Genomic DNA, 16,828 nt, shown 5'->3' with positions numbered 1-16,828 from the left:
ACGCCGGTCAGCGGCGCGGATCGAGCCGCCCTGCCCCGTGTCGGCGGGCGACGGGGACGTCGGTCTCCGCGCAGAGCGCGTACCAGACCTCGCGCGGCGGGACGCCGGCGTCCAGCGCTTCGCGGGCCGTCTTGTTACCCACGGCGGAGAGCACGAGATCCGAGACGAGGGCGGACCCCCCGGCACCGAACTCGTCCGAGACGGCGCGATCGAACTCGCTGTGACGCATCGAGCGGTCAGCGCAGCGACAGCTCGGGAGCGGGGACGTCCTCTCCCAGCGACGCGAGGTCGTCCGGGACGACGTCGCTCAGCGAGTGCAGGCCCTCGAGCACGGAGATGCGCTCGCCCACCTCGCGCATGATGGCGGAGATCGGCACATCCAGTGCCTCGGCGACGGCGGCGAGGATCTCGCTCGACGCCTCCTTCTGCCCGCGCTCGACCTCGCTCAGGTAGCCGAGGGCCACACTGGCCTTGCCGGACACCTGGCGGAGGGTGTGACCCTTCTGCAAGCGGAAGTCGCGGAGGACGTCACCGATCTCTTGACGAACCAGGATCATGCGTGGGCCCTCCCTCTGCTGCGATCCACCGAATCCCTTGCGGGGGAACCACGGTACAACACGTTCGATGTCACCCTAGACCCCGAGCGCTGGGGAATGGATGGGAATCACCGAGACGTAACGTGCTCGGAACGAGCGCTATTCCCGCCTCAGAGAGCGTCGACGGCGAGCGTGATCGCACGGGCTGCCGCAGCCGTGCGGATCTCGTCCCGGTCGCCCTCCAACAGGAGCGACTCGACCCGTGATCCGAGCGGCGTGGAGACGGCGATGTGCACCGTCCCCACCGGCTGCCCGTCCGACGACACCGGGCCGGCGATCCCCGTCGTGGCGATGCCGACGTCGGCGGGCTCAGCGCCGCCGACGGTCCGGCGGACGCCGTCCGCCATCTGGCGCGCCACGCGCGGATGCACGGGACCGTGGGCCTCGAGGAGGGTCGTGTCGACCCCGAGGAGCCGCTCCTTCAGATCGGTGGCGTAGGCGACGACGCCGCCGCGGAAGACGGCCGACGCACCCGACACCGAGACGACGGATGCCGCGACGAGGCCGCCCGTGAGCGACTCGGCGACGCCGAGGGTCCACCCCAGTTCCTTCAGCCGCTCGACGAGCCGCTCGGACTCGGAGCGGGGTCCGCTGGCGACCGCGGTCTGCTCGAGCTCCTCGGGGAGTTCGCTGGGGGTCCGGCGCATCATGGCTTCCTCGAGGTGCGGGAGCGGAGCGCGGTGACGACGTAGTCGATCCCGCTGGCGACGGTCAGGACGACGGCCATGCTCATCGTGATCGTGTTGACGACGTGGATCCACTCCCCCACGACCGTCCAGAGCGGCAGGAGGGCGAGCGAGAGGGCGACGGCCTGCGCGACCGTCTTCAGCTTCCCCATCCAGGCGGCCGCGACCACGTGGTCGGTGGCCACGACGAGGCGGTGCACCGTGATGCCGAGTTCGCGCACGAGGACGAGGACGACGACCCAGACGGGCAGTTCCCCGAGAATGGACAGCGACACGAAGGCGGCCCCGGTCAGCACCTTGTCGGCGATCGGATCGAGCAGCTTGCCGAGGTCCGTCACGATGTCGTGCTTGCGGGCGAGATACCCGTCGATGCCGTCCGTCGCGATCGCGACGATGAACAGCACCGCCGCCCACCACCGGAGCGGGCCGTCCGAGCCGCCGTCGGCGAGGAGCATCCAGACGAACACCGGCGCGCACAGGATGCGCAGAATCGTGATGGCGTTCGGGAGCTGCCGCGGGATCGTCACGGTCCGAGCCTATCGAGCCGCGGACACCCGACCTCAGTCGCGGCCCGTGAGACCCCAGGCATCCTCATCGCCCTCGGACTCGACGACCTCGTAGCCCTCGAACTGCTGCGTCACCGCGTCGGGACCGTACGGGTCGGCCGCAGGAGTCGACAGGGGCGTCGCGTCCGCCGGGGGCTCCTCGCCGCGGAGGCGGGCGAGGACCGCGGGCAGCTCGTCGGGGGTGACGAGCACGTCGCGGGCCTTGGAACCCTCGGAGGGACCGACGATCTCGCGCGCCTCGAGGAGATCCATGAGGCGACCCGCCTTCGCGAAGCCGACCCGGAGCTTGCGCTGCAGCATCGACGTCGACCCGAACTGGGTCGTGATGATCTGCTCGGCGGCGGCGAGGAGCAGCTCGAGGTCGTCACCGATATCGGCGTCGATCTCCTTCTTCTCGACGATCGCCTCGACGTCCTTGCGGTACTCAGGTCGCGCCTGGTTCTTGACGTGCGCGACGACCTTCTCGATCTCCTTCTCGGCGACCCACGCGCCCTGCACACGCACGGCCTTGGACGCACCCATCGGGAGGAAGAGCCCGTCGCCCTGACCGATGAGGCGGTCGGCGCCAGGCTGGTCGAGGATGACGCGCGAGTCGGTGACGCTCGTCACCGCGAACGCGAGACGGGACGGGACGTTGGCCTTGATGAGACCCGTCACGACGTCGACCGACGGCCGCTGCGTCGCGAGGACGAGATGGATGCCGGAGGCACGGGCCAACTGCGTGATGCGGACGATCGAGTCCTCGACGTCGCGGGGGGCGACCATCATGAGGTCCGCGAGCTCGTCGACCACGACCAGCAGATAGGGATAGGGCTTCAGGACGCGCTCACTGCCGGCGGGGAGCTGGATCTCGCCCGCCACGACGGCACGGTTGAAGTCGTCGATGTGGCGGAATCCGAACGACGCGAGGTCGTCGTACCGCATGTCCATCTCCTTCACGACCCACTGCAGCGCTTCGGCCGCCTTCTTGGGGTTCGTGATGATGGGCGTGATGAGGTGCGGCACGCCGGCGTACGAGGTGAGCTCGACCCGCTTGGGGTCGATGAGCACCATGCGGACGTCCGACGGCTTCGCGCGCATCAGCAGACTCGTGATCATCGAGTTCACGAAGCTCGACTTGCCCGAACCGGTCGAGCCCGCGACCAGGAGGTGGGGCATCTTGGCGAGGTTCGCGACGACGTAGCCGCCGCCGACGTCCTTGCCGATGCCGATCGTCATGGGATGCGTCGCCTGCTGCGCGTTGGGCGAGCGCAGGACGTCGCCGAGCGTGACGATCTCGCGGTCGGTGTTGGGGATCTCGACACCGATCGCGCTCTTGCCCGGGATCGGGGCGAGGATGCGGACCTCGTTGGAGGCGACGGCGTACGCGATGTTGTTGGTGAGCGCGGTGATGCGCTCGACCTTGACCCCGGACCCCAGAGCGATCTCGTACTGGGTCACGGTCGGTCCGCGCGAGAAGCCGGTCACCTTCGCGTCGATGGAGAACTGCTCGAAGACGCCCATGATGGCGCGGACCATCGCGTCGTTCGCCTCGGAGCGCGCCTTGTGCGGCGTGCCGGCGGCGAGCGCGTCGGCGGACGGCAGCCGGTAGTCCGCGGCATCCGGGTCGACGGAGTCGAGGTTCGCGGCCACGAAGTCCGGCAGCGGCGGAACAGGCGGCACGTCCCCGTCCGCGGCGTCGCGTTTGCGGCCCGGCGTACGGGGCGCGGCGGGCGCGATGATCTCCGTCACGGCATCCGGCATCACCTCGGGCGTCGGCGTCGTCACCGGGTTGTCGAAGCTGCCGTCGCCGCTGGCCTCGAGGAGCGCCGTCAGGTCGTCGGCGCCGAGTCCGCCGTCGGCGTCCTCTTCGCGGCCGGACTTGTTGCGCCGCCACCAGGGCAGCGACGCACCCTCGTCCTCGGGTGCGTCGAAGGCGACCGTCGGTCCGGTCCGACCCTGGGACGGCGCGTCGTCGGCCTCGGAGCGCTCGGCGCCGAACATCCAGGCGTACAGGTCGCCGAGGCGCCGCCCGATGCGGTTCGGCGGGGTCTTGGTGAGGATGAGGACGCTGAGGAACGCGAGCAGGCCCAGCACGACGCCGGCCCCGATCTCGGTGAGCACCGTCAAGGGTTCGCCGATGGCCCACCCGAAGAGGCCGCCCGCGGCGCTCAGCGCGGCGAGGCCCTCGCTCGGCTGCGGCCGGTCCGCGACGACGTGGCAGAACCCGGCGACCGCGAGGATGAACAGGCCCGCGCCGATGCCGATCCGGCCGTTGTCGTGGACGGAGGGCGGATGCCGGAAGAGCCACCCCGCGAGCAGGAGCAGGATGACGGGGAAGACGAACGCCTCGCGGCCGATGAGCGCACCCACGGTGTAGGCGCTGATGCTGGTGCCGACCTCGGTCCCGATGAGGAACCACTCGACGACGGCGCCCGCGATCGCCATGAGGACGAGGAGGAACGGGAACCCGTCGCGCCGCTGGTCCTTCTCGAGCGATTCGGAGCCGAAGGCGCGGAACATGCCGCCCGCCACGTGCGCGAGCCCCAGCCAGGCGCGGACCAGGACCGGGGGACGCTCGACGTCGTCGACGTAGCGCTTCGGGGCCGGTTCGGCCTTCCGACGAGGCGTGGGCTCGGCTTTCTTCGCGCGTGCCGAGGAGCCCGACGCGGAGGCGCGGGGTTTGCTGGCCGGACTGCTGCTCCTGGGCATACCTTCCACGGTAGGCGCGAGGACCGACATGTGCCCGGATTGACGCGACCCCTGGCCGGTATCCGCGGTCAGCCGAGGCGCATGACCATCGTGTCGCGGCCGAAGCCGCTGCGGGTGACCGCGAACCCCTCACTCCGGTAGAGGACCCGGGCGAAGTTCCCCCGCTCGACGGACAGGCAGATGCGCGCGCGGCCCTCGGTGCGGGCCTCGTCGCACAGTCGCCGCAGGAGCGCACGCCCGACGCCGTGCGAACGCCACAGCGGTTTCACCCCAATGATGAGCTCGGGCACCCCCGTGCCGACGTACCCGAAGCCGGGATCGTTCGGCGGCATCGTCCGGTACCACGCGGCCCCGATCTGTTCCGCCCCGGCGACGGCGACGAACCCGACGTCACCGGGCCGCATCCACCCCGACAGATACCTGCTGTAGTCGGGGTGCGACAGGATCTCGTGTCGCGGGCGCGCCGCACCGGCCCGCCAGTTGGCGGCCTCGACGACCATGTCGCCGAGGAACACCCCGTCCGCCTGAACGGCCGGGCGCAGCGACCACGACTCGGGCATGCCCGAATGGTAGCGGCCTCGTCAGGCTTCGATCACCATGGGGACGATCATCGGCCGGCGACGCAGCGACTGGTTGACCCAGCGCCCGATCGTGCGGCGCACGACCTGCTGCAGGGCGTGCTGGTCGCGGACACCCGACTGGGCGGCCTCGGTGAGCGCCTGGGCGATCTTCGGCTTCACGGAGTCGAACACCGCGTCGTCCTCCGCGACGCCGCGCGCGTGGATCTCAGGACCCGTGACGATGCGGCCGGTCGCGGCATCCACCACGACGATGACGGAGATGAACCCCTCCTCACCCAGGATGCGACGGTCCTTCAGGTCGGCGTCCGTGATCTCGCCGACAGACGACCCGTCGACGTACACGAACCCGAGGTCGAGCTGACCCACGACACGAGCCACCCCGTCCTTCAGGTCGATGACAGTGCCGTTCTCGGCGAGGATCGTGTTCTCGGCGGGGATGCCGCTGTCCTGCGCGAGCTTGGCGTTGGCCATCAAGTGGCGGTACTCGCCGTGCACGGGCAGGACGTTCTTCGGCTTCAGGATGTTGTAGCAGTAGAGGAGCTCACCGGCGGCGGCGTGGCCCGAGACGTGGACCTTCGCGTTCGCCTTGTGGACGACGTTCGCCCCGAGCTTGGTCAGCCCGTCGATCACGCGGTACACGGCGTTCTCGTTGCCCGGGATGAGACTCGAGGCCAGGATGACCGTGTCACCCTCGCCCGGCTCGATCGCGTGGTCGAGGTTCGCCATCCGCGACAGCACGGCCATCGGCTCGCCCTGCGAACCCGTCGACATGTAGACGATGCGGTCGTCGGGGAGGTCCTTGGCCTTCTTGTAGTCGATCAGCACGCCGTCGGGGACGTGGAGGTAGCCGAGCTGCTCGGCGATCGTCATGTTGCGGACCATGGACCGGCCGAGGAACGCGACCCGCCGTCCGTGCGCGGCGGCGGCGTCGATGACCTGCTGGACGCGGTGCACGTGGCTCGAGAAGCTCGCGACGATGACGCGGCGCGGCGCCTTGCCGATCACCTGGTCGAGCACCGGCCCGATGGCGCGCTCGAGCGGGGTGAAGCCGGGCACGTCGGCGTTCGTGGAATCGACGAGGAAGAGGTCGACTCCCTCCTCGCCGAGACGGGCGAACGCGCGGAGGTCCGTGAGGCGACCGTCGAGCGGCAGCTGGTCCATCTTGAAGTCGCCGGTCGCGAGGACGAGGCCCGCGGGGGTGCGGATGCCGACGGCCAGCGCATCCGGGATGGAGTGGTTCACCGCGACGAACTCGAGGTCGAAGGGACCGACCTGCTCGCGCTGCCCCTCCTTCACCGTGAGCGTGTACGGCTTGATCCGGTGCTCCTTGAGCTTCGCCTCGACGAGGGCGAGGGTCAGCTGCGACCCGATGAGGGGGATGTCGCCTTTGCGCTTGAGGAGGTAGGGCACCGCACCGATGTGGTCCTCGTGACCGTGCGTGAGGACGACGCCGACGATGTCGTCGAGCCGGCCGCGGATCGCCTCGAAGTCGGGCAGGATCAGGTCGACGCCGGGCTGGTGCTCCTCGGGGAACAGCACGCCGCAGTCGACGATGAGCAGCTTGCCGTCGAACTCGAAGACCGTCATGTTGCGGCCGACCTCACCGAGTCCGCCGACGGGGGTCACCCGCAGCGTGCCGGGCGCGAGTGCTTCAGGGGCGGAGACGGGAGTGGTCATCGAGTTGTTCCATGCACCTTCGGGAGGGCGCCGCCGGCGGCGGCATTGCGGTCAGGTCGGAAGTTGGAGAAGTCGGCACCGTCGACATCCGCGACGAGGGCAAGCTCGTCCTCGATGAGGGCGGCTTCCCACTCCTCCGGCCCGACGAGCGGCAGACGCACGCGCGGGCTGGAGATGCGGCCGAGTCCGTGGAGGATGTACTTCGCACTCACGGTGCCCGGGACGTGGGTCATCACGGCGCGGACGAGGGGTTCGAGCTTCTGATGCGCGGCGGTCGCGGTCTTGAGGTCGCCCCGGTTCACGGCATCCACGATCACCCGGTAGGGAGCGGACGTGATGTTCGCCGTGACGCCGATGAGGCCGGCGGCGCCGATCGAGAGGTGCGGCAGGACGTTGGCGTCGTCGCCCGAGAAGTACAACAGGTCCGTCTGGTTGAGGACGCGGCTGACCTCGCTGAAGTCGCCCTTGGCGTCTTTCACCGCGAGGATGTTCGGGTGCTTGGCGAGGCGCAGGATCGTCTCGTACTTGATCGGCACACCCGTGCGCCCGGGGATGTCGTAGAGGATGACGGGCAGGTCCGTCGCGTCGGCGACGAGGCGGAAATGCGTCAGGATGCCGGCCTGGGTGGGCTTGTTGTAATACGGCGTGACGATCATGATGCCGTCCGCGCCGGCCTTCTCGCTCGCCTTGTAGAGCTCGATCGCGTGGGCGGTCTCGTTGGAGCCGCCGCCCGTGATGATCTTGGCGCGACCCGAGGAGACGGACTTGCCGACCTCGACGAGCTTCAGCTTCTCGGCATCCGTCAGCGTGCTGGTCTCACCGGTCGTGCCGGTCACGACGATGCCGTCGGCGCCACCGGTGATGACGTCGTCGATGTGCTTCTCGACCGCGGGCCAATCGACCTCGCCGTCGGCCGTCATCGGAGTGACGAGCGCGACGAGCACCTGACCGAACGGATTGGCGGAGTGCGTCATGGTTCCCAGGGTACCGGTCGGGGTCCGTCGGTCGTGCGGGGTGGTGGTCGGGAGGCTGGGTCGGGCGCGCGGTCGGGGTCGGGCAGAGAAGACCGGTCAGGTGGAGGGCGCGCCCGGATGACCGCCGAGTGAGCGGCGCGCCGGCCCGTTCACCGGTCTTTCGATCAGAAGGCGGCACGGACGCGACGGCCGAAGTCGGACTCGTGACCGCCGCGTGCGAGGACCCCGAGGAAAGCGGACTCGACCGTGGGCCAATCGTGGAGGATCATCGCCGCGTCGAATCTCAGGGTCACGAAGCCGAGGGTCGTCGCGACCGCATCGCGAACGAGGTCGCGGTGCCTGCCCTCGCCTTCATGCGTTCGACCGTCGGCCTCGATGATGAGGCAGTCCCCCACGACCAGGTCGACTCTGCCGACGCCGGGAATAGCGACCTGGGAGAGGCAGGGGATGCCGAGGAGGTGTAGTCGATACCGGATGAGCGTTTCGAGCCCGCTGTCCGCATCCGCTCGCGCGAGATCGACCAGCGGACGGATGCCGACGGGTACCGCGGTTCGCAGCTCTTCCCGTTCGCCGTGCGTGAGGAGTCCCTGCCGCAGCGCGGATTCGAGCGCGCAGAGAAAGGCCTCCGCGCCGGCGCATCGGGCAATCTGGCTCAGGCAGTGGGCGAGGTCGACCGTCTCGAGGCGACGCGGTGCACGGTGGCCGTCTCGGTGGACGACGACGCCGACGGGCGCGGGGACGGTGTGTCGGTCGGGATCGACCCAGATGTGAGTCTGCGAGTGCGGTCCCCCGTCGAGGGTCCAGAGCCCGTGATGTCGCGCGGCGCTGAGGCAGGCGACCCGACCCCGCCCTCGCAGTGCCTCTAGTACGGCGGGGGCGGTATCGGGGAGGGCGTACACGCCCTGTCGTGCCCGAAGGAGGAGACCCGCCTCGACCGCGGCACGGAGTGCGGCATCCGTCACTCCTGCGTTCCGAAGGGTCCGCGTCCTCGCGACTCCCCCTTGGGACACGACGGTGGCAACGGCGGTGGGAAGCACCCGATCGAGCGTGGCGGCGTCCGGCCTGGATCCGCAGCGGAGTCGCCGCACCTGTGGACACCGGGAGCGGGCGGATCTCGTGGGAGGAGGCGATGCCACCCGGCATCCGGAGGCAGATGACCGGTAGACCGGAGACACGCCGCAGAGAACGGCCGCGCGGCGGCGTGTCGGCGGGGAGAGCGGTCTTCCGGGTCAGCGGCCGCGGGAGGCGGCGGGTACCACCACGCGGTCGGGCAGCAGGCGCGAGACGGCGACCAGCGCCTTGTACCGGAACGAGGGGATGCTGACGGCACGGCCGCGAGCGGCATCGCGCAGCGAGGTGCGCACCACTTGAGGGGCTTCCAGCCACATCCATCCGGGGACGCCCTCCTGTCCGGGCGGCAGGCCGAGCCGCTCGTGGAAGTTCGTGTGGACGAAGCCCGGACACACCGCCGTGACCGTCACGCCGCGGGGCGCGTAGACGGCGTTCGCCCACCGGCTGAAACTCACGACCCACGCCTTGGCGGCTCCGTAGGTGCCCCGCGGGACCAGCCCCGCCACCGAGGCGACGTTCAGGATGCGGCCACTGCCGCGCTCGAGCATGGCGGGCAGCGCGGCACGGGTGAGACGCATCGTCACCTCGGCGTGGAGCTCGAGGTGACGGGCCTCCTCGTCGATGTCGCTCTCCTCGAACGCGCGGCGCAGGCCGTAGCCAGCGCAGTTGACGAGCACGTCGACACCCGCCGCGCGCTCCTCGACGCGCCGCCGCTCGGCGGGATCGAGCAGGTCGGCCACGAGGAGCTCGGCCCGCCCTCCGGCCGCCGCGATCTCGTCGACGAGAGCGCGCAGCGCGTCGGCGTCGCGGCCGACGAGGACGACCTCGGCGCCGCGGGACGACAACTGACGGGCGTACTCGGCGCCGATCCCGGAGCTGGCTCCGGTGACGAGGGCGGTGCGACTCATGCGCGCCAGCCTAGGAGCGGGTCAGGGGGCGACGCGACCGTTCGCGTTGAAGGCGGCGTACGTGAGCGGCATGAGCTCGCGCCACACGTTCTCCATCTTCTCGGCGCACATCTCGATCTCGCGCTGCGGGAACGACGGGAAGTGCGTGCCCTCGCGGGTGGTGCGCAGCGACAGGAAATTCATCAGCGACCGAGCGTTCACCGTCACGTACATCGAGGACATGATGTTCAGCGGCAGGACGATGCGGGCGACCTCGCGGGCGATGCCGGCATCCAGCATCCGCTGATAGCTCTCGAAAGCGGCGACGGATGCCGCGCGCGACTCGCGGGCGACGAGCTCGACCTGCTCCTCGGACCCGGGAAGGAACTGGTAGGCGCCGGGCTTGCCGACCTGGACGAGATTGCGCTCGGGGGCCGGGACGTAGAAGACGGGACGCAGCTCGCGGTAGCGGCCCGACTCCTCGTTGTAGGACGCCATGCGGTGCCGCATGAACTCGCGGAACACGAAGATCGGCGCCTGGACGTAGAAGGTCATCGAGTTGTGCTCGAACGGCGAACCGTGGCGGTCGCGCATGAGGTAGTTGATGAGGCCGCGGTCGCGTCCCGTCGCCTCGGTGCCCTCGGCGGCGGCCTCGAGGGTCTGCTCGCCCTGGGTCGAGACCCGGGCCGCGAAGAGCACGTCACTGTCGGATGCCGACGAGCGCACCAGCTCGACGGTGACATCGCTGCGGAACTCGATCTCGGGGCTGTCGGCGCGCTCACTCACGGCTCACACACTACCCGCCGGGGTGACGCCGGATGACGCCGCGGCGCCCCGGCACCGCGGCCGGCATTACTGTGGAGCGGTCATGGAACTCCTCCCCGCCATCGTCGTGCTGACCGCGCTGCTCGCGGTCACCGTCGGCATCGGTCTCACGCTGCGGTGGCGGCAGAACCGGCCGCGTCCCTTCGACCCGCAGGAGGTCGTCGAGCCGACCCGCCTGGGCGCGGAGCGGCTCGGCGACGAGGCGACCCTGCTGCAGTTCAGCACCGAGATGTGCGGCCGGTGCCCGGGCGTCCACCGCACGCTCCGCGAGATCGCGGACGAGCGGGACGGGGTCATCCACCTCGACGTCGACCTCACCCACCGCGTCGACATCGCGCAGCACTTCCGGGTCCTGCAGACCCCGACCACCCTCATCCTCGACAAGCACGGCGTCGTGCGCTCCCGGTTCGGCGGCACACCCGGACGCCAGGTCGTCGAGATGGAGCTCGACCGGGTGACCACGGGAGCCGGCCGTGGCTGAGGTGCGCGGGATCGATCCGCGCGGGCCGCGGTTCGCGGCATCCGTCACGGCGATGCTGTTGCTCGTTGCGACGCTGCTGGCGCTGCTGGGGAGCTCGACCGCTCACACCGACGCCGGATTCGGCTGGCTCTCCCCGCTGGGCGGCGGCATGTTCATCGTTCCGATCAGCGGATGGGTGCTTCCGTTCACGCCGCTGCCCATGCGAATCCTCGACCTCGGCTTCCTCGCCGTCCTCGTCATCGCGCTGCTGTTCCTGTGGGGTGTCGCCTCTCCCCGCACCGCGCCGTGGGGTGTGCTCTACCGCCGCCTCATCCAGCCCCGCCTCGCTCCCCCGACCGACCTCGAGGACCCCCGTCCACCCCGTTTCGCCCAGGGCGTCGGACTCTTCGTCACCACCGTCGGTCTGCTGCTCCACGTGATGGGCGTCCCGGTGGCGCTCCCGATCGCCGCGGGCCTCGCCTTCATGGCCGCGTTCCTCAACGCCGTGTTCGGGCTGTGCCTCGGATGCCAGTTGTGGCTGGTCCTGCAGCGCGTCGGCCTCGTGGGCCGTACCGCCTGACGCTCCGCTGCGGCCGCGTCAAGTCATATCGCACGCTCATGGTCGAGGTTTAGGCTCGGCAGCGATCCGTCACGACCACGACCGAGGAGACACCATGAGCGTCACGAGCGAAGCCACCACCAGCTGGAAGGGCACCCTGTTCGAAGGGTCGGGCGAGGTCGCCCTCGAGAGCTCCAACCAGGGACCGTTCGCGGTCAACTGGAAGGCGCGGAGCGAGGGGTCCACCTCGGTGACGACGCCCGAGGAACTCATCGCCGCCGCGCACTCGTCGTGCTTCAGCATGGCCCTCTCCAACGCCCTCGCCGAGAACGGCACCCCGCCCGAGAGCGTCGAGACCACGGCATCCGTCACCTTCATCCCCGGCACCGGGATCACCGGCTCGCACCTGAACGTCAACGCGTCGGTGCCCGGCCTCTCGGCGGAGGACTTCGACCGCATCGCCAACGAGGCGAAGGCGGGATGCCCCGTCTCGGCAGCCCTCTCCGGCATCGAGATCACGCTCGAGGCGACGCTTGCCTGATCGCCGCGTCGTTGTCTCGGGGGCGTCGGGTCTGATCGGACGGGCGCTCGTCGATTCGCTGCGGGCCGACGGGTACACCGTCACGCGACTCGTCCGCCACGAGGCGCAGGCCCCCGACGAGGTGACCTGGGCGCCGGGCGAATCGCCGCTCGACCCCCAGGTGCTCGCTGGGGCTACGGCCGTCGTGAACTTCAACGGCGCGACGATCGGGCGCTTCCCGTGGACGCCGTCGTACAAGAAGACGCTGGTGTGGTCGCGCATCCATCCGACGCAGACACTCGCCCGCGCCCTCCGCGAGCTCGCGGACGAGGCGCCGCTGTTCGTGAGCTCCTCGGCGACCGGGTACTACCCGCCCGACGCGCACGGCCGGACCTTCGACGAGTCGGGTCCGCGCGGCGACGCGTTCCTGTCGGACCTCTGCGGCGAGTGGGAGTCCGCGGCGACCGCATCGGGTGTCCGCACCGCACTGCTGCGCACCGCCCCCGTCGTCCACCGGGACGGCGTGCTGAAGCCGCTGCTGCTGCTCACCAAGCTCGGCCTGTCGGGGCCGCTCGGCCGCGGCACGCAGGTGTGGCCGTGGATCTCGCTCGAGGACGAGGTCCGAGCGATCCGCCACGTCATCGACCGCGGGATCACGGGACCGGTCAACCTGACGGGGCCCGAACGCGCCACCGCGAACGACCTCGGGTTCGCCCTGGCACGCCGCCTGAACCGCCCGTACGTGCTGCGCGCGCCCCTGTGGGCGGTCCGGCTCGTGCTCGGCAAGGACGCGGTCGAGGCACTGCTCGCCAACGACACGCACGTCGTCCCGGCGGTGCTGCTCGAGTCGGGCTTCACGTTCCGGCATCCGACCGTCGAGGACGCCGTGGCGGCGGCCGTCTGACCGGTCAGCCGCGACGGTCGGCGCGCTCGCGCGAGATCGCGGTGCGGATGGCGCTGCGTGCGCGCCGGCGGTCGCCCGCACCGTCGTAAAGGAGCCCCATCCGGTACCAGGCGCGCCAGTCGTCGGGGTCGCGCTCGACGGCGTCGCGGTACGCCGGGAAGAGCGCATCGGCCTCGGCCTGCACGGGGCGCCCGCTCGGGCGCAGCGAGAGTTCCTCCTCCGGCAGGCCACCCTCGGCCTCGAGTCGTCGGCCGAGCCGCTGCGCGCCCAGACCGAAGCTCAACTCGCGCCACAGCGCCCACATCGCCACGACGGGCAGGAGCACGAGGGCGATCCCCATCGCGATGCCCACCGGATCGCCGCTCGCCACGAGCAGCACGGCGCGCTGCGCGACGAGGGCGATGTAGAGGACGAGGACGACGGCGACGATCCCGACGCCGATGCGGGTCCTCATCGGGCGGTCGTCGCGGCGACCTGGCCCGAGACGTCCCCGTCGGCGACCGGCACGGTGCGGGCGGTGTGCGGCATCCGGATCCCGATGTCGATCATCGCGTCGAGACCGACGACGATCCCCGACGCGTCACGGGCGGCATCGAGTGCCACGCGGATGCCGGGGGCATAGGCCGCGGCAGGGTCCACGGTGTCGTGGACGATCGTGAGCGACTCCCCCGGCCCCGACAGGATCGTCTCCTGGCGGGCGATGACACCCGGTCGGCGGAGCGAGTGGACGGGGACGCTGGCGATCTGCTGACCCCGCGCGCGCTGGTCGACGTGCGGCGCCTCGACGGGTCCGACCTCCGACCGCGCCGCGGCGATGAGCTCCGCGGTGCGGACGGCCGTGCCGCTGGGCGAATCGACCTTCGTCTCGCGGTGGGTCTCGACGATCTCGATCGAGGGGAAGAAGGGAGCGGATGCCGCGGCCAGCGCGGACCCGATCACCGAACCCAGCGAGAAGTTCGGGATGAAGACGGCGCCCGTGCCGGCGGCATCCACCAGCGGACGGACGAGCGCGATGCGCTCGGCGGACCATCCGGAGGTGCCGACGAGGACGTTCCTGCCGCGCTCGATCGCGGCGCGGACGACGTCGATCGAGACGGCCGGGGTCGAGGCGTCGACGACGAGATCGGCTCCGTCGAGCTCGGCGAGGTCGCTCGAGGACCCGAGGACGGCGACCGTCTCGTATCCGTCGGTCGCTGCGATCACCTGGGCGATGATCCCGCCGAGTTTGCCGGTCCCGCCCACGAGGGCCACGCGCGTCGTCATGCCACCAGCCTAGGCGGGCAGGAACGACACGATCGTGTCCCACGCGAGCTTGACGACCAGCAGGCCGAGGACGACGAGGAACACGACGCGGACGAAGCCGTTGCCGCCGCGGGTGGCCATCCGCGCGCCGAGGAGGCCACCGGCGATGTTGGCGCACGCCATCAGCAGACCCAGGGCGAGGATGATCTCGCCGTGAACGCCGTAGACGATGAGCGCGGCCAGGTTCGTCGTGAGGTTCGCGATCTTGGCGTTCACACTCGCCTGCAGGAACCCGAAGCCGAGGACGCCGACGAGGAGGATGACGAAGAACGACCCGGTGCCCGGCCCGAGGATGCCGTCGTAGAAACCGACGCCGAGACCGATGACGCCCGAGCGCCACACCACCGCCCGGCGATCCGTGTGTCGCGGCTCATGGTGCAGCCCCATGCGCGGCCGCAGCAGCGTGTATACGCCGACGGCGACGACGGCGACGAGCACGACGGGGGTCAGGAGCTCACGCGGCACGTACCGCGAGAGGGCCGCACCCACGGCGGACCCGGCGAACGCCCCGGCGACGAGCGGGATCAGGAGGGTGAGGTGGACCCGGACCCGACGCAGGTAGACCCAGCTGGCCGAGAGCGTGCCGAAGAAGGATGAGAGCTTGTTCGTCCCGAGGATGAACGGCGTCGCGACGTCCTTCGGCACCCCGATCACGAGGGCGGGGAGCTGGATGAGGCCGCCTCCCCCGACGACGGCGTCCACCCAGCCGGCGACCCCGGCGGCGACGACGAGGAACAACAGGGCGCTCGCGGAGACGGGGAGCCACTCGGCGAGGAGAGGGCCGGTCAGCACCTCACACCGAGAGGATGTCGGGCAGACCCGTCCGCAGCTCGACCGGGAGGTGTGCGAGGTCGTTGTGGGCCACGAGGGTCCACGGGCGACCCGGACGCTGCGCCAGGACCGTCAGACCGCAGTGCGCCTGGTTGATCGTGAGCCAGCGCCACTCCGGCGCCTGCAGGACCTCGCGGACGAACCAGGCGATGACGAAGTTGTGCGTGATGAGGAGTTCGTGCGCGTGGGGACGGTGGGCGAGGAACTCCACCCCGGCATCCGCCATCTGCGCGGCTCCCGCGTCGGCCTCGGCCTCGGTCACTCCCCCGAAGAACGGCTCGTACACGTGCGGGGTGTCCGGCGTCATGCCACTCGGCACGCAGTCGAAGAGCAGAGCGGTGGGCTCGGGGTCGACCGCGGGCAGGCGCTCGGCGACAGCGCGAGCGGTCTCGGCCGCACGCACCAGCGGTGAGTGCCACACAGCGGTGAGCGGGACGCCCGAGAGGCGGTCGGCGAGAAGCTCGGCCTGCCGACGACCGCGCGGCGAAAGCGGCCCGTCGGCGAGCCCGTGCTCGGCATCGAGGTGCTCGCCGTGGCGCACCAGATACAGATAGTGCGTCACGTGTCTGCTCGCTTCGTCGAAAGTGCACCGGGCGTTGCCCCGGCTCCTTCCACCCTAAACCAGCCTCAGTCGGTGGCCCGCGCGATCTCGGCGAGGTGCGCTCGACTGAGGTGCACGCCGACACCCTGCACGAGTTCGTCGACGTGGGCGACGGCGTAGGCGTTGACGATCGGCGCCGCGACGATCCGTTGCGCGAGCAGCCAGGCGATGGCGACAGCGGCGGGCGGCACCGCGAGCTCGCCCGAGATGCGGTCGAGCGCCCGCAGGGTGCGCGCGCCTCGACGGTTCATACTCGCCGCCAACTGGCGACCGCGCACCGTGCCCCCGACGTGGTCGCGGTCGCGATGCATTCCCGACAGGTACCCGTGCTCGAGGGCCTGCGACGGCGTGACGGCGATGCCCTGCGCTCCGGCGACCAGTCGCAGATCGCCGTCGAACTCGTCGCGCCGGAGCACGTTGTACGGCACGTCGAGCACCGTGAAGCGGGGGTATCCGGCCGCCGACAGGATGCGAGCCTCCACCAGCTGCGCGGCGCGGTAGCCCGCGGCGCCGATGGCGCGCACCTTGCCCGACTCGACGAGCCACTCCGCCGTGGCGAGGGTGTCCTCGAGCATGGTGGTGCGGTCGGAGGTGCCGTCGAGGGACAGCACGTCGATCCGGTCGGTGCCGAGTCGGATGAGGGATGCCTCGACGGCCCGCACGAGGTTGACCGGGCCGAGACCGGGGTTGTCGGCACCGCGACCGACCCGGACCGTGAGGACGATGTCGTCGCGGTTGCGCCGGGCCGCCATCCATCTGCCGATGGCGTGCTCGCTGCGACCGGCGGCGTAGCTGTCGGAGGTGTGGAGTGCATTGCCGCCGCGGTCGACGTAGCGGTCGAGGATGGCGTGGGCCGCCGCGATGTCGACGTGCCAGCCGAACTCGCCGCCGCCGAGGATGAGCGGGAACACCGAGAACCCGGTCTCGCCCAGGGGGACGCGCACGGTGCGGCCCACGGGAGCGCCGTGGACGGGCAGCGGACCGGAGGGGTGCAGGGTGGGCGCGGCGCTCGGCGACGTCGGATCCGCCGTTTCGAACGCTGCCATGCCCGTCTCCTTGCAGAGCGCTCGGGGAGACATGCGTCCATGCGCCGCCGG

20 protein-coding genes are annotated in these 16,828 nt (G+C 70.7%); 4 read left to right on the top strand and 16 right to left on the bottom strand.

Translation table 11 applies throughout. The features are described 5' to 3' along the window. Positions 1-7: 7 nt before the first annotated feature. The 11 genes from AYL44_RS10280 to thyX form a co-directional block, all read right to left on the bottom strand. Positions 8-229, bottom strand: coding sequence for a DUF3046 domain-containing protein (locus tag AYL44_RS10280; protein ID WP_064003189.1), 222 nt, complete (start codon positions 227-229; stop codon positions 8-10). 7 nt (positions 230-236) lie between these two features. Beyond that, a complete protein-coding gene (locus AYL44_RS10275) occupies positions 237-557 on the bottom strand; it encodes a helix-turn-helix domain-containing protein (protein WP_064003188.1) in 321 nt (106 codons plus the stop codon). Between the two features lie 149 nt (positions 558-706). Further along, positions 707-1,243, bottom strand: a complete 537-nt coding sequence (locus AYL44_RS10270; RefSeq protein WP_064003187.1) for a CinA family protein — start codon at positions 1,241-1,243, stop codon at positions 707-709. Next, positions 1,243-1,809, bottom strand: a complete 567-nt coding sequence (gene pgsA, locus AYL44_RS10265) for a CDP-diacylglycerol--glycerol-3-phosphate 3-phosphatidyltransferase (RefSeq protein ID WP_064003186.1) — start codon at positions 1,807-1,809, stop codon at positions 1,243-1,245. The genes AYL44_RS10270 and pgsA overlap by 1 nt, the downstream gene beginning before the upstream one ends. A 33-nt stretch (positions 1,810-1,842) precedes the next feature. Further along, complete coding sequence (locus AYL44_RS10260; RefSeq protein ID WP_064003185.1) at positions 1,843-4,539, bottom strand: FtsK/SpoIIIE family DNA translocase; 2,697 nt, start codon at positions 4,537-4,539, stop codon at positions 1,843-1,845. 68 nt (positions 4,540-4,607) lie between these two features. Further along, positions 4,608-5,099, bottom strand: coding sequence for a GNAT family N-acetyltransferase (locus AYL44_RS10255; protein ID WP_064003184.1), 492 nt, complete (start codon positions 5,097-5,099; stop codon positions 4,608-4,610). 21 nt (positions 5,100-5,120) lie between these two features. Continuing rightward, positions 5,121-6,797 carry a ribonuclease J gene (locus tag AYL44_RS10250; RefSeq protein ID WP_064003183.1) on the bottom strand — a complete coding sequence of 559 codons (1,677 nt, stop codon included), beginning with the start codon at positions 6,795-6,797 and terminating at the stop codon, positions 5,121-5,123. Continuing rightward, on the bottom strand, positions 6,794-7,771 hold the full coding sequence (dapA, locus tag AYL44_RS10245) for a 4-hydroxy-tetrahydrodipicolinate synthase (protein ID WP_064003182.1): 978 nt from the start codon (positions 7,769-7,771) through the stop codon (positions 6,794-6,796). The genes AYL44_RS10250 and dapA overlap by 4 nt, the downstream gene beginning before the upstream one ends. 164 nt (positions 7,772-7,935) lie before the next feature. After that, positions 7,936-8,781, bottom strand: coding sequence for a type IV toxin-antitoxin system AbiEi family antitoxin domain-containing protein (locus tag AYL44_RS10240; protein WP_064003258.1), 846 nt, complete (start codon positions 8,779-8,781; stop codon positions 7,936-7,938). Between the two features lie 219 nt (positions 8,782-9,000). Then, the gene (locus AYL44_RS10235) at positions 9,001-9,750 is read right to left on the bottom strand and encodes an SDR family NAD(P)-dependent oxidoreductase (protein WP_064003181.1); all 750 of its coding nucleotides are present in this window, start codon (positions 9,748-9,750) and stop codon (positions 9,001-9,003) included. A gap of 21 nt (positions 9,751-9,771) precedes the next feature. Further along, positions 9,772-10,515, bottom strand: coding sequence for an FAD-dependent thymidylate synthase (gene thyX / locus AYL44_RS10230; protein WP_064003180.1), 744 nt, complete (start codon positions 10,513-10,515; stop codon positions 9,772-9,774). Between the two features lie 82 nt (positions 10,516-10,597). Here thyX and AYL44_RS10225 point away from each other — a divergent pair, with 82 nt between their 5' ends. The 4 genes from AYL44_RS10225 (at position 10,598) to AYL44_RS10210 (ending at position 12,997) form a co-directional block, all read left to right on the top strand. After that, positions 10,598-11,035, top strand: coding sequence for a TlpA family protein disulfide reductase (locus AYL44_RS10225; protein WP_064003179.1), 438 nt, complete (start codon positions 10,598-10,600; stop codon positions 11,033-11,035). Continuing rightward, positions 11,028-11,594 (top strand): DUF4395 domain-containing protein, encoded by a 567-nt coding sequence (locus AYL44_RS10220; protein WP_064003178.1) that lies wholly within the window; start codon positions 11,028-11,030, stop codon positions 11,592-11,594. Before AYL44_RS10225 ends, AYL44_RS10220 begins: the two co-directional genes overlap by 8 nt. A gap of 94 nt (positions 11,595-11,688) precedes the next feature. Beyond that, the gene (locus AYL44_RS10215; RefSeq protein WP_064003177.1) at positions 11,689-12,114 is read left to right on the top strand and encodes an OsmC family peroxiredoxin; all 426 of its coding nucleotides are present in this window, start codon (positions 11,689-11,691) and stop codon (positions 12,112-12,114) included. Further along, complete coding sequence (locus tag AYL44_RS10210) at positions 12,107-12,997, top strand: TIGR01777 family oxidoreductase (RefSeq protein ID WP_064003176.1); 891 nt, start codon at positions 12,107-12,109, stop codon at positions 12,995-12,997. The genes AYL44_RS10215 and AYL44_RS10210 overlap by 8 nt, the downstream gene beginning before the upstream one ends. Positions 12,998-13,001: 4 nt before the next feature. On the opposite strand, the gene AYL44_RS10205 is transcribed toward AYL44_RS10210, so the two are convergent. The 5 genes from AYL44_RS10205 to AYL44_RS10185 form a co-directional block, all read right to left on the bottom strand. Further along, a complete protein-coding gene (locus AYL44_RS10205) occupies positions 13,002-13,451 on the bottom strand; it encodes a tetratricopeptide repeat protein (RefSeq protein ID WP_064003175.1) in 450 nt (149 codons plus the stop codon). Continuing rightward, positions 13,448-14,260 carry a 4-hydroxy-tetrahydrodipicolinate reductase gene (locus tag AYL44_RS10200; protein WP_064003174.1) on the bottom strand — a complete coding sequence of 271 codons (813 nt, stop codon included), beginning with the start codon at positions 14,258-14,260 and terminating at the stop codon, positions 13,448-13,450. Before AYL44_RS10200 ends, AYL44_RS10205 begins: the two co-directional genes overlap by 4 nt. Positions 14,261-14,269: 9 nt before the next feature. Then, positions 14,270-15,091: a sulfite exporter TauE/SafE family protein gene (locus AYL44_RS10195; RefSeq protein WP_064003173.1), complete on the bottom strand. Its 822-nt coding sequence runs from the start codon at positions 15,089-15,091 to the stop codon at positions 14,270-14,272. A 1-nt stretch (position 15,092) separates the two neighbouring features. Beyond that, a complete protein-coding gene (locus tag AYL44_RS10190; protein WP_064003172.1) occupies positions 15,093-15,692 on the bottom strand; it encodes a histidine phosphatase family protein in 600 nt (199 codons plus the stop codon). A gap of 65 nt (positions 15,693-15,757) precedes the next feature. After that, positions 15,758-16,777: an aldo/keto reductase gene (locus AYL44_RS10185; RefSeq protein WP_064003171.1), complete on the bottom strand. Its 1,020-nt coding sequence runs from the start codon at positions 16,775-16,777 to the stop codon at positions 15,758-15,760. Between the last annotated feature and the right edge of the window lie 51 nt (positions 16,778-16,828).

It is taken from the genome of Microbacterium oleivorans (genome assembly GCF_001644225.1).
GTDB lineage: Bacteria > Actinomycetota > Actinomycetes > Actinomycetales > Microbacteriaceae > Microbacterium > Microbacterium gawkjiense.
Note: the sequence above shows the minus strand (reverse complement) of the source record. Positions and strands in the feature narration are given on the sequence as shown.